Here is a 12,252-nt window from a genome sequence, read left to right as displayed (position 1 = left end):
TGACATCCGCTTGGCGAGGTCCCGCCACCGGTCGCGCTTGTTCGCGGTCGAGGCGTCTGCTAGCCCCGCTGACTTGCGTGTTCGCCCGACTCCGGTGCGCAGTCGGCGAGTTGGGGAATCATCGAGATTTCCCGCGATGGTCCGTACCAATGCTGCCGGAACGACTCCCGAGGGCGCAGCTGCCCCGCCTGGTGCAGCGAGCGGGGCGCCCCCGTCCGGTCATTCGGTCGGCGGCAGCGCGAACAGGTCGCGGCCCTCGGCGAATTGGGGGAGCACGATGTCCTGCAAGGGCTCGGGGTCGCCCAGGACGATCTGCTGGATCTCGCCGGCGGGCGAGAGACCGTCGGGCCGGTCGAGGACGCGGCGTCCGGGCAGCGGCCCGCACCTGCCGGCCCCCGCGTCCCGCAGCCCGGGGGCGAGGACGCCGTCGCGCTCCAGCAGCACGTCCACCGCGTCCGTCACGTCCAGGACGTGACGGTGGGCGTCCTCCTCCGTCGCGCCCGGGTACAGCTCGCGGAACGCCGCCCGGGCCGCGGCCAGGAAGCGCTCCGGATCGACGACCACGACGTCGCGGCGGGTCCGGACGCTGATCGTCATCCCGGCGACGGGCGGCCGCGGTTCCTCCTCGTCGCAGCCCCCGGAGCAGCCCCCGGAGCTGCCTCCGACCTCCGCCGCGTCAGCCACTCGTGAGCCGCCACTGCTGCGCTGCCAGTCCGTCGGTGCAGGCCGTCATGGTGACGGGGCTGCCCGAACCGTTTCCGGTCAGACACCGCGCCCCGCCGTTCTCGGCGAGCGTGTACGTGCCCGCCGCGCTCGCGGGCCGGACGACCCAGGCGCTCAGGGGGTTCCACCCGGAATTCAGCGCGACGGTGGCGGTCGAACCGGGGCCCATCCCGTCCATGTTCTGGACGAGCAGGGGGCCGCTCTTGTTGCAGGCGTTGTAGTTGGTGTAGTTGCCCGCTCCGAGCGTGGCGATCCAGCCGTACGCCGAAGCTCCGCCCAGGACCGCCGGGTTGCCGGCCGACAGGTTGTCGTTCTGCAGCCCGAGCGGGAGGCCGTACCGCACGTTGACGATGGTCACCCAGTCGCTCCCGCCGCACCCGGCCGGCCTGGGATTGGTCGGCGTCGAGGCCGATCCGCCACCGGCGGGCGCACCACCGCCGGACGGCGAGCCACCGCCACCGCCCGCCGCCGCGCCGCCCGCCGCGCCACCTGGCTGGGGCTGGGGCTGGGGATTGCCGTTGTTGGCGGGCTGGTTGCCGGTGCCGCCCGCACCGCCACCGCCGCCGCCCGACGGATTCGACTGGCCACCCGACGCGCTGCCACCGGACGCACCGCCACCGGACGCGCTGCCGGTACCCCGGCCACCACCGGACGCAGCCGCGTTGCCGCCCGTACCGGCGCCTGCGCCGTTGCCGCCGCTGCCGGGCGCCGGAACGGGCGCCTGTGGCTGATTCGCCGGGTTCGGCGGCTGGTTGGGGGCGGCGGACGCACCCGGGGTGTCGGCCGGAGGCGGGGTGGCCGTCGTGGCCGCCGCGGACGGGGTCGGCGTGGTGTCCGTCCCCGTCGTGCCGGGGGCGCCCGGCGTCGCCGGGGCCGTCGCGACGGTCGGCTGCGCGCCGGGCGGCGTGTGGGCGTCCGCGCCGCCGGGGCCGCGGTCGACGAGCAGGACGGTCGCCGTGCCCATCGAGATGACGACCGGGATGATGACGGGCACCAGCATCGCGCGCCGCGACCGGCGCCGCCCCGGCTCGGTGGCTTGCTGCGGGCCCACCTTCGCCACCTCGTTCGGCGCTCCCCCGCCGGTACCGCCGCTTTCCTTCCCCGGCCGGCCGTTCTTGCCTTCGGCACCCGCCGGGCCCGCCTTGGCCTCCTCATCGGCGGCGGCGGCCGCAGCGGCTGCGGCAGCGGCGGCCCGGGCGCGCGCCACCACCTCCTCCGGGACGACGTCCGCGCCCGGGGCGCCAATCGCCGACCGGGCCGCGGCGGCCATCGCGGCCGCATCGGCGTAGCGGTCCTCGGGCTTCTTCGCGAGCGCCCTCGTCACGAGCAGGCGCACCGCGGGCGGGAACGCGGCGGGCAGCTCCGGCGCGGGCTCGCGCACGTGCTTGAGCGCCACCTCCAGCACGCTCTCGCCCTCGAACGGCGGCCGCCCGGTGAGGAGTTCGTAGCCGACCACGCCGATCGAGTACAGGTCGGAGGCCGGCGCGACCCCGCCCTTGCCCTCGGCCTGCTCGGGCGCCATGTAGAGCGCGGTGCCGATGATCGCGTGCGAGGCGGTGATCTTGGTACTGGCGACCGCGCGGGCGATGCCGAAGTCCGTGATCGTGACGTGGCCGTCGGCGCGCACCATCAGGTTCGACGGCTTGATGTCGCGGTGGACGATGCCCTGGCGGTGGGCCGCCTGCAGGGCGTCCAGCGCGGACGCGAGCAGGGCGAAGGCGCGCTCGGGGGACATCGGGCCGTCAGCGGCGAGGACCTGGTCGAGCGGGCGGCCCTCGATCAGCTCCATGACGATGTAGGCGCAGCCCTCGCCGTCGTCCCCGTCGCCGGCGGCGGCCCCGCCGGTGGCGGCTCCTTCGCCCTCCGGGCCGTCCGCACGGCCGGTGCCGCCGGAGGCGCTGCGGCCGCCCGAACCGCTCTCGCCGTAGTCGTACACGTCGACGATCCCGGGATGGTCGATCGCGGCCACCATCTGCGCCTCGCGCCGGAAGCGCCGGACGAACGTGCCGTCCTCGAACAGCGCCGAGTGCAGGATCTTGACGGCGACCTGGCGCGCCAGCACGCCGTCCTCGGCCCGCCAGACGGTGCCCATGCCCCCGCCGCCGATCCGCTCGGTGAGCGTGTAGCGCCCGCCGAGCACGGTCCCCCGTCCCGTCATCCCCTGCCCCCAGATGTCATGACCCTCCCCAGCGGGCCTTCGGGCACACAGTGTGCCAGAGGGTGCCGCGGCGTCATCACCCGCCGTACGAGCCGGTTCCCTCCGATGACAAGGGCGTTTCGCACACGCTCGGCATACCGGGGCACACGGGTTGCACCGGGAGCCACCGGGCGTACCGGGGCGCACGCGGCGCAGCGGTCACGCCTGGCGCACCGGGCCCTTCGGTGCGCCGGGTGTGCCCGCCGCCCCGGACGCGGCCGGCGCCTCCCCGGGCGTGCCACCTGAGGAACCCGTCGCCTCAGGCGCGCGCCGACTGCCGGGCGTGCTCCGCGACTTCCAGCACGGCTGCCGTCACGGCCCCGGGGTCGTCGGCGTGGATGACGTGGCCGGCGCCGCGCACGACGATGTGGGTGCCGCGGGTCGCACGCTCGGCGATGCGCGACTGCAGGATCGTCCAGCGGGTGCGCAGGACCGCCGGCAGGCCCTCGGTCGCGCTGAGGACGGCCAGCGGCACGTCGGTCGTGCGCGCGGCGGAGCGGCGGCGCCGGATCTCGGACACGGCGAGCGTCATCAACCGGTTCTCGGCGACGGCGGTGCGCCACTGGTGGCGGCCCGGGCGGACGGCCCCGGCACCGGGAGCGACGGCCGACCGGAGCAGTCCGATCCGTACCATCGCGGCCTCGGCGGCGCGGACGGCCGGCGCGTGGAACTCCTCGTGCACCGGATCCACCAGGACCAGGCCTCCGACGAGCTCTGGCCGCTGCCAGCCGACGAGTTGGGCGAGCAGGCCGCCCCAGCCCTGTCCGGCCAGCACGCACGGGCCGTCGCCGAGGTGTTCCACCAGGGCGACCAGGTCGGCGAGTTGGGTCTCCAGGGTGAGGCCCGCGTCGAAGTCGCTCGCACCGAGCCCGGCCCGGTCGTACGCCACGACCCGCCCGAACCGGGCGAGTTCGGGCAGTACGGGCGCCCACGTGAGCGCCGGCGCGCCGCTGTCGGCCACCAGGACGACGGTCGGCCCTCCCTGGCCCGCCTCGACCCAGCGCAGCACCCGGCCGCCGAGGTCCAGTTCGCCCCGGCGGACCCCGCCAGGGACCCGCTCCGACAGGGCCGCCATCGCCGGCGGCACCGCCGCGCCGCCACCGCGCCGCGGGCGCGAGGCCGTCCGGGCGCGCGCAGCCGCCCCCACAGTCATTTCGTGCACAGTCCGGTTCCCCCCTGGAACTCTGGAACATGGTTCGTCGTGATTCGTGATGAATCGCCGCCACAGTTCTCCGTCACGGCTCTCCGTCACAGCTCGCCGTCACAGCCGGCCGTCACGGACAGCGGTCAACGGACCCCCGTCACGGATCGCCGTGACGCGCCGCCCGCCCGATCGGACCGGCCGGCGACCGGCCTGCAGTGCCGGATGCGCGGGTCGGTCCTCACCGCTCGGCGGCGCCGGGCGCCTCCCCGGCCGCCCGTACGAACGGCGGCCCCGGTGGCCCGGACGACATGTGCCGCCGGACCCGACCTTGACCGCCCGGGCACACCGTAACCCGAACACTTCGTGTCCGTCGCGTGAGTAGTACGCAAAGATAAGATGTGAACGACCCGGAACGGACATCCGTGACAAACAGCCGTAGGCTCCCGGCATGCACAGCAGCCTGACCGACCACGCGCGGTGCCTCTACGGCGACGAGTACCGGCCCGAACCGGTCGCACCCGGCCCCTGCACCGAACCGGACCACGACGAGGGCTACTTCGTCGAGTCGCTGACGTTCGCGGACGCCGACACGATCCTGGCCATGCTGCGCGAGCTCTGCCCGTACCTCTGCGACGGTTACCTGCCGGTGCGGATCCGCAACCTCGCCTACCGCCTGGTGCTCCTCCAGCGCCCGGACGAGCCGGAGCTGATGCGCGAGGCGGCCATGAGCCTGGTCCTGCACGGACCGGACTGGGACGACATCGCGGCCGAACTGCGGCGGCGCGCCGACGCACTGGAGGAGAGCGCCGACGCGCCGAAGCCCGGAACCGCCGCCGCCGCTGCCGCTGCGCCGGACGAGCTCGGCTGACGGCCCGGGCGGGAGCCGGGCGAAGGTCCTATCGGGACCAGGCGCTGCCAGATGGCGTCGGACGGTGCCAGGCGGGATCAGACGGTGCCAGGAGGCAGCGTCAGGCGGCGTCAGGCGGCGTCAGGCGGGAAGCGTGCGCTTCAGCAGCTTGAGCAGCGCCGTCCAGTGCCGGGCGTCGGCGGCCTCGTCGTAGCGCGTGGTGTCGGCCTGCGTGTAGCCGTGCAGGGCGCCCCGGTACACCTCGGCGCGGAAGCGGACGCCGGCCTCGGCGAGCGCCTCGGCGAGGCGGGCGATCTGCTCGGGCGGCAGCGACGGGTCGTCGTCGGCGTGGCCGAAGTACAGCTCGGCGGTGATCAGGTGGGCGCCGAGGTGCGGGCTGTCCGGCGTCTCGCGGGCGAGGTTCCCGCCGTGGAAACCGGCCGCGGCGGCGACCCGGTCCGGGTGGGTGGCGGCCATGCGCAGCGCGTGCACCGCACCCCGGCAGTAGCCGGTCAGCCCGACGGGGCCGTCCTTGACGAGCGGGGACTCGTCCAGCCAGGCCAGGTAGGCGTCGGCGTCGCGCCGGTTCACCTCGGGGGTGAGGGTGTTGAGCAGCGGGACGATCTTGTCGAAGAGGGCCGGGTCGTTGTCCGGGTCGATGACCTCGGCGTAGTCGATGACCGGCGCGCGCCCGTGCCGGTAGTAGGCGTTGGGGACGAGGACGGCGTACCCGGCCTCGGCGAGCCGGTCGGCCAGGGCCATCAGGTGGGGCCGGAGTCCGAAGGCGTCCATGTGGACGATGACGGCCGGGTGGGCCAGTGCGTCGTCGGGGTGGACGAAGTAGGCGTCGGCGACGCCGTCCGCCGTCGGGATCTCCACGGTGGTGCCGCGCACGGTCATGTGCTCGCTCTCTGTTCTGCCTGCCGGTCCGGTTGTCGCACCGGTTGTACCGTCTCTCGACGTCGGGCGGCAGGGTAGCCCGTGGGCCGGGGTTTGGCCCGCGAGTTATGCGCCTGCCCGGCCACCGGCTCCGCTTCGGCCGTCCGGGCCGCGGGTCACGGGCGGCGCACCACAGGTCGCGGATGGCGGGTAGCGCGGACGGGAACGACCGTACGACCGGGGCACGTTGAGACCGTCATGGGGATGATCGTGGGAACGGCGGCGGTGGTGGCCGCGATCGTGGGACTGCTGCTGCTCGCGGCGCTGCAGATCCGGGACGAGGCGTCGCCCCGGCGCGGCTCGAAGTCCGGTGCCGGGGGCGCTGCCGGGAGTGGGAGTGGCGGCGGGTTCGGCCTGGGCGGCGGCGTGATGGAGGAACTGCACGCGCTCTTCAGCTCCGGCAAGCAGGTGCAGATCGAGCAGCGCCGGGAGCAATTGGTGCTGCGCGACGACGAGCACGCCGGAGCGCCGCCGAACTTCGGCGTGGACCTGGAGGCGGGCGTGGCGGTACTCACGGCCACGCCGACGCCCCCGGGCGGGGACCGGCCGCCCGGTCAGGCGCCCCAGGTGCGGGAGCAGAGCACGAGCCGGTAGCCGTCCGGGTCGGATATCGTCACGCCGTGCGCGTCCCAGTAGGGGTTGTTGGACGCGACCCGGGTGCCGCCGGCGGCCTCCAGCCGGGCGACGAGTCCGTCGTCCACGGGCGCACCGAGGTAGACGACGAACAGGTCGTCGACGGTCGGGGCCGGTTCCAGCGGGTGTTCCGGGTCGTGGGTGAGCTCGAAGTGCCAGCCTCCGCCCGGCGGGCCGACCATCAGCAGGTCGTGTTCGCCGGGGACGCGCTCGGTGGTGCGCCAGAGCACGTCGAGGCCGAGGCCGCCGACGTAGAAGCGCTCAGCCGCCGCGAGGTCCCGGGAGGGGCGGGCGATCCGCACCCGCGTCGTCGCATCGATGATCATGCGGGTGAACCTAGCAGCCGACACTGACAGCCCGTCGGAGCACCGATCGGGGCACCAACCGGAGCACCAAGTCTCCCCCGGCCGCGGGCGCCGAGCCACGGACCGTCAGAGCCGCGACACCCGCTCCTCGTCGGAGGTGCGCGGACAGGTCAGGCAGGCGAGCGCGTCCGGCGCGACGGCGTAGTAGAGGCAGCAGCCGAGTCGCGTCCGGGTCGGGTGGCACTGGCCGTCGGCGGTGCGCAGACGGCGGAAGTCGGCCGCGCCGGGGAGCGGGAGCGTGCCGCCGGGCAGGACGGCCCCGGCGGCGGCGACCGCCGCGTCCTCCTCGTCGAGCATCCTGCCGAGGTACCAGATCGCGGAGGCCAGGTCGTCCGTGACCATCCCCCACAGCGCGCGGTCCCGTCGGCGGGTGGGCTCGGCGAAGGCGGCGACCAACGGTTCGGCGTGGGCGACGACGGCGGCGCGCAGCTCGGCCCGCAGCTCGTCCTCGCCGAGCGGACCGTCGGGACGGCCGACGTGGCCGCGCGGGCGCAGCGCGAGGTCCCCGGTGGGGGCGTGCAACCAGAGGTCAGCGGGGTCGACGGCCGGGACGCGCCGGGCGAGGTGCCAGGGGCCGGCGATGAGCAGGCAGGCGGACCACACGTAGTGGTGCAGCAGACGTGACGCGGTGACGTGCGGCCGGGCGGCGCGGCCGTGGCGGTCGGCGGTGCGGGCCTCCTCGCCGGCCAGCGCAGCGGCCAGGGCCGACTCGTCGCAGGCCAGTTGGGCGCCGGAGTACCAGCCGTCGGCCGCGGACGGGTCGGGGTCGGCCGGACCGAGTACGCGCAGGACGAGCGCGGGGCAGAGGTCGCGCAGGCGCCGGTAGTCCGCGAACAGCGCGGACGCGGGCGCCGCCGGCGGGACGGGCGGCGTCGGCAGCACAGGCGACACGGGCGACGCGGGCGGCATCGCCGACACGGGCGACGCGAGCGGCATCGCCTCCGCGGGCGCGGCCGCGGGCATGGGTGGTCCGGGGATCATCGAAACTCCCGAGCTCTGCTTCCCGAGATGGGATAAGGTGAGGCTCACCTTACAGACTTTCAAACCGCCCGTGACACACCCGCCCGAGCAGCGCCCCGCCTCACTCCACCGCACCCGCACGGCACCCGGCGCGCGACATGTCCGATTTGTCAACGGTTGACGAACTTAGGCAAAGCTAACCTAAGATGTCGACCCGTGTTGAGAACCGATCCGCCGGCTTCCGCGGCCCCCGCGACGCCCCGGCGCCCTGCGCTCCGGCAGCCCCTGCTGCTGGCCGCGGGCCTGTGCGCGCTCGTGCTGTGCGCCGCGCTGAGCCTCGCGCTCGGCTCGCGCTCCATCCCGCTGTCCACCGTGGCCGACGCCCTGACCGGCACGGCCCACGGCGGTGACGCCGACGTGGTGACGGGCCTTCGGGTCCCGCGCACCCTCATCGGGCTGGCGGTCGGGGCGGCGCTCGGCGTGGCCGGAGCCGTCGCCCAGGGCGTCACCCGCAACCCGCTGGCCTCGCCGGTCACCCTCGGCATCAACGCGGGCGCGAGCCTCGCCGTCGTCGCCGCGATCTACACCCTCGACCTCGCCCGGCCCGCCCAGTACGTCTGGTTCGCCTTGGCCGGCGCGGCCGTCGCCGCCGTCGCCGCGTACGCGATGTCCCGCCGCGGCGGCGACCTCGACCCGGTCCGGCTCGCGCTCGGCGGCACGGTGCTCACCGTCGTGCTCACCTCGTGGACCTCGGCGCTGATGCTGGCCAGTCACCGCACGCTCGACGAGGCCCGGTTCTGGCTCGCCGGCTCGATCGCCGGACGGCAGCTGGACACCCTCACCCCCGTCCTGCCCTTCCTCGCGGTCGGCCTGCTCGGCGCGTTCGCGATCTCCCCCGCGCTCAACGCGCTGGCCCTCGGCGACGAGGCGGCCCAGTCGCTCGGCGTGCCGGTGGCCCGGATCCGGGTCGCCGGCGGGCTCGCCGTCGTCCTGTTGGCGGGCGGCGCGGTCGCCGTCGCCGGACCGGTGGCGTTCATCGGACTGGCCGCCCCGCACCTCGTCCGCCCGCTCCTCGGCAACGACCACCGCTGGCTGCTGCCCGGCTGCCTGATCGCCGGTCCGCTGCTGCTGCTCGCCGCCGACGTGCTCGGGCGGCTCGTGGTCCGCCCGTCCGAGATCGAGGTCGGCATCGTCACCGCCTTCCTCGGCGCGCCGCTGCTCGCGGTGCTGGCGCGGAAGGTGGCCCGGTGACCGCGATCGCCGCCGCCCCGACGGGCGCGCTCACCCGCCGCCGCGTCCGCACCGCCGCCTGGTCGGTGCTGGCCGCCGCCCTGCTCGTGCTCCTGACGGGCATCGCCCTCGGCACCGGGCAGGTCGGCATCTCCGCGTGGGACGCGCTGCGCGCCCTCGTCGGCCAGGGCACGCCCGGGGACGTCCTCGTCGTGCAGGAGTTCCGGGCGCCGCGCGTCGTGTCCGCACTGATCGCGGGCGCCGGGCTGGCCATGGCCGGCTCGATGCTCCAGCGCCTCTTCCGCAACCCGCTGGCCTCCCCCGACACCATCGGCGTCACCGGCGGCGCCTCCTTCGGCGCGGTGCTCATGCTCGCCACCGGCGCCTCGCAGCAGCTGATCCCGCTCGCCGCGCTCGGCGGCGGACTGCTCGCCGCGCTCCTCCTCGGCGGCTTCGCGTGGCGCTCCAAGATGGCCGTGACCCGTCTGGTCCTGGTCGGCCTGGCGGTCCAGCAGGGCCTCGCCGCCGCCGTGAACCTGATGATCGTACGGTTCCCGGCCGAACTCGCCTCCTCCGCGATGCAGTGGACCACCGGCTCCCTCTACGGCCGCACCTGGACCGAGGTCTCGATCGGCGGCACCGCCATCGGACTCACCGCCGCCGCCGTCGTGCTCTGCCAGCGCCGCGTGGCCGTCCTCGACCTCGGCGACGACTCCGCCGGCGGCCTCGGGCTCAACCCCGGCCGTGACCGGATGTGGCTGCTGCTGCTCACCATCACCCTCGCCTCGCTCGCCGCCGCCCTCACCGGGCCGGTCGCCTTCGTCGCCCTCGCCGTCCCACACCTGGTCCGGCTGCTCGCCGGGCCGCCCACCCTCGGCACGCTCGGACTCACCGCCCTCACCGGCGCCGTCCTGCTGCTCGGCGCCGACCTCCTCGTGCTCCACGTGATCCCCGTCCACGGCCTGCCGGTCGGTGCCGTCACCGCCACCCTCGGCGCGCCCTGGCTCCTGGTGCTGATGATCCGCCAGGGCCGGCTTCCCCAGAGGAGCAGCTGATGACCGCCCCCGAGACGCCCCTCGCTGAGAAGACGGCCGTGGTGGAGACAGACGTGGTGGAGACAGACGTGGAGAAGACGGCCGTGGAGAGCACAGGCGCGGAGAAGACAGGCGTGGAGAGCACAGGCGCGGAGAAGACAGGCGTGGATGCGACCGCCGGCGGCACGAACCGCCTCGCCACCCACGGGCTCGGCCTGCGCTACGGCGACCGCGTGATCGTCGACGGGCTCGACCTCGAACTTCCCGGCGGCGCGGTCACCGCGATCGTCGGCCCGAACGCGTGCGGCAAGTCCACGCTGCTGCGCGGACTCGTCCGCCTCCTCGACCCGGCCGCCGGGACCGTCACCCTCGACGGCTCCGACATCCACCGGATGCCGTCCCGGGCCCTCGCCAAGCGGCTCGGCCTCCTGCCGCAGCAGCCGGTCACGCCCGAGGCGATCACCGTCGAGTCGCTGGTGCGGCTCGGCCGCTACCCGCACCAGCGGATGCTGAGCCCGTGGTCCAGGGCCGACCAGGCCGCCGTCGAGGACGCCCTCGCCCGCACCGGCACCGCCGAACTGCGCGACCAGCAGGTCGACCGGCTCAGCGGCGGGCAGCGCCAGCGCGCCTGGATCGCGCTCGCGCTCGCCCAGGACACCGACCTCCTGCTCCTCGACGAACCGACCACCTTCCTCGACCTGCGCCACCAGCTCGACGTCCTCGACCTCGTCGCCGACCTGCACGAGGAGGCCGGGCGGACCGTGGTCATGGTGCTGCACGACCTCGGGCAGGCCGCCCGGTACGCCGACCACCTCGTCGTTCTCAAGGACGGGCGGCTCGCGGCCGCCGGGGCACCGTCGGAGGTGCTGACGGCCGAGCTGGTGGAGGCCGTCTTCCAGGTGCCGTGCCGGGTGGTGCCCGACCCGGAGACGGGCACGCCGCTCATCGTGCCGCGGGCCCGGGAGCGCGCTCGTGCTCGTGCTCGTGCCTCGGCTGCGGTCTGACCTCCCTTTTCCTCTTCCTCTTCCTCCTCCCCTTCCGCTTCCTCTTCGTCCCCCGCTCTCCGCTCGACCCGATCCAAGGATTCCGATGAACCGCCGACTGCCCGCCGTCATCCTCACCGCCACGCTCTCCACCGCGCTGCTCGCCGCCTGCGGCAGCAGCGGGGACGGCGCCAAGGCGGGCGGCGACTCCGCCTCCTCGTCCGCCTCCGCCGGCACCGCCGCGGGCTTCCCGCGCAGCGTCAAGCACGCGGCCGGCACCGCCGAGATCAAGAGCCGGCCCAAGCGCGTCGTGGTCCTGGACAGCGGCGAGCTCGACGACGTCACCCTGCTCGGCATCACGCCGGTCGGCGCCGTCTCCCCGCACATGAAGACCGAGGGCGGCTTCCCGAACTACCTCAAGGACAAGATCAAGGACACCAAGGACGTCGGCCCGATGAACGAGCCGAACCTGGAGCTGATCGCCTCCCTCAAGCCCGACCTGATCCTGTCCTCCAAGGTCCGCCACGCCAAGGTCTACGACCAGCTGAACGCGATCGCGCCGACCGTCCTCGCCGAGACCACCGGCTTCCCGTGGAAGGAGAACCTCGCCCTCTACGCCCAGGCCCTCGGCAAGGAGGACGAGGCGAAGAAGGCGCTCGCCGACTACCAGGCGCGGGCCGCCAAGCTCGGCGAGGAGATCAAGGCGAAGAACGGCGGCACGATGCCGACCGCGTCCGTGGTCCGCTTCGTGGCCGGACCGACCCGCCTGTACGCGAAGGCCTCCTACAGCGGCGTCGTGCTCAAGGACGTCGGCCTGGCCCGCCCGGCCTCGCAGGACGTCGACAAGAACATCGTCGAGGTCAGCGCCGAGCAGATCAACCAGGCCGACGCGGACCTGGTGTTCGTCACGACGGCCGACGACCCGTCGAAGACCAAGGAGAGCGAGGTCCAGCAGACCCCGGTCTGGCAGGGCCTCAACGCGGTGAAGAACAACAAGGTGTTCACCGTCCCGGACGAGACCTGGATGTCCGGCATCGGCGTCCAGGCCGCCGACGCCATGCTCGTCGACATCGCCAAGGCCGCGGGCGTCGAGGCCCCGAAGTAGCCGACGGCGGCCAGCCCCGGCAGCGGGGCCGGCCGGACTGCCGGGACATCCCGGACTCCCGGACTCCCGGACTGCCGGACTGCCGGACTGCC

12 protein-coding genes are annotated in these 12,252 nt (G+C 74.6%); 6 read left to right on the top strand and 6 right to left on the bottom strand.

Going from position 1 to position 12,252, the window contains the following annotated elements; all coding sequences use genetic code 11:
- Window positions 1-219: 219 nt before the first annotated feature.
- The 3 genes from ACFVU9_RS05120 to ACFVU9_RS05110 form a co-directional block, all read right to left on the bottom strand.
- Window positions 220-597, bottom strand: coding sequence for a hypothetical protein (locus ACFVU9_RS05120; RefSeq protein WP_387590049.1), 378 nt, complete (start codon window positions 595-597; stop codon window positions 220-222).
- Between the two features lie 79 nt (window positions 598-676).
- Window positions 677-2,881, bottom strand: coding sequence for a serine/threonine protein kinase (locus ACFVU9_RS05115; RefSeq protein WP_387590047.1), 2,205 nt, complete (start codon window positions 2,879-2,881; stop codon window positions 677-679).
- Between the two features lie 298 nt (window positions 2,882-3,179).
- Window positions 3,180-4,073, bottom strand: coding sequence for an alpha/beta fold hydrolase (locus ACFVU9_RS05110; RefSeq protein WP_380499999.1), 894 nt, complete (start codon window positions 4,071-4,073; stop codon window positions 3,180-3,182).
- A gap of 439 nt (window positions 4,074-4,512) precedes the next feature.
- Between ACFVU9_RS05110 and ACFVU9_RS05105 the strand changes: the two genes are divergently transcribed.
- A complete protein-coding gene (locus tag ACFVU9_RS05105; RefSeq protein WP_387590043.1) occupies window positions 4,513-4,932 on the top strand; it encodes a hypothetical protein in 420 nt (139 codons plus the stop codon).
- 120 nt (window positions 4,933-5,052) lie between these two features.
- On the opposite strand, the gene ACFVU9_RS05100 is transcribed toward ACFVU9_RS05105, so the two are convergent.
- A complete protein-coding gene (locus ACFVU9_RS05100) occupies window positions 5,053-5,811 on the bottom strand; it encodes a dienelactone hydrolase family protein (protein WP_380499893.1) in 759 nt (252 codons plus the stop codon).
- A 243-nt stretch (window positions 5,812-6,054) separates the two neighbouring features.
- On the opposite strand from ACFVU9_RS05100, the gene ACFVU9_RS05095 reads away from it, so the two are divergent.
- Window positions 6,055-6,444 (top strand): DUF6191 domain-containing protein, encoded by a 390-nt coding sequence (locus tag ACFVU9_RS05095; RefSeq protein WP_387590040.1) that lies wholly within the window; start codon window positions 6,055-6,057, stop codon window positions 6,442-6,444.
- Here the strand turns inward: ACFVU9_RS05095 and ACFVU9_RS05090 are convergent.
- Both ACFVU9_RS05090 and ACFVU9_RS05085 read right to left on the bottom strand, forming a co-directional pair.
- Entirely contained in the window at window positions 6,405-6,809 is a 405-nt protein-coding gene (locus tag ACFVU9_RS05090) for a VOC family protein (RefSeq protein ID WP_387590038.1), read from the bottom strand. The genes ACFVU9_RS05095 and ACFVU9_RS05090 overlap by 40 nt on opposite strands.
- A 105-nt stretch (window positions 6,810-6,914) precedes the next feature.
- A complete protein-coding gene (locus ACFVU9_RS05085) occupies window positions 6,915-7,829 on the bottom strand; it encodes an iron-sulfur protein (protein ID WP_387590035.1) in 915 nt (304 codons plus the stop codon).
- Between the two features lie 264 nt (window positions 7,830-8,093).
- On the opposite strand from ACFVU9_RS05085, the gene ACFVU9_RS05080 reads away from it, so the two are divergent.
- The 4 genes from ACFVU9_RS05080 (at window position 8,094) to ACFVU9_RS05065 (ending at window position 12,160) form a co-directional block, all read left to right on the top strand.
- The gene (locus ACFVU9_RS05080; protein ID WP_380437345.1) at window positions 8,094-9,059 is read left to right on the top strand and encodes a FecCD family ABC transporter permease; all 966 of its coding nucleotides are present in this window, start codon (window positions 8,094-8,096) and stop codon (window positions 9,057-9,059) included.
- Window positions 9,056-10,093 (top strand): FecCD family ABC transporter permease, encoded by a 1,038-nt coding sequence (locus ACFVU9_RS05075; RefSeq protein WP_380489589.1) that lies wholly within the window; start codon window positions 9,056-9,058, stop codon window positions 10,091-10,093. Before ACFVU9_RS05080 ends, ACFVU9_RS05075 begins: the two co-directional genes overlap by 4 nt.
- Window positions 10,093-11,076 (top strand): ABC transporter ATP-binding protein, encoded by a 984-nt coding sequence (locus ACFVU9_RS05070; protein ID WP_387590032.1) that lies wholly within the window; start codon window positions 10,093-10,095, stop codon window positions 11,074-11,076. The genes ACFVU9_RS05075 and ACFVU9_RS05070 overlap by 1 nt, the downstream gene beginning before the upstream one ends.
- Window positions 11,077-11,161: 85 nt before the next feature.
- Window positions 11,162-12,160: an ABC transporter substrate-binding protein gene (locus tag ACFVU9_RS05065; protein WP_387590029.1), complete on the top strand. Its 999-nt coding sequence runs from the start codon at window positions 11,162-11,164 to the stop codon at window positions 12,158-12,160.
- The last annotated feature ends 92 nt before the right edge of the window (window positions 12,161-12,252 follow it).

This window comes from Kitasatospora sp. NPDC057936 (assembly GCF_042887525.1).
In the GTDB taxonomy this organism is placed as follows: domain Bacteria; phylum Actinomycetota; class Actinomycetes; order Streptomycetales; family Streptomycetaceae; genus Kitasatospora.
This window is presented reverse-complemented; position numbering and strand designations above follow the sequence as displayed.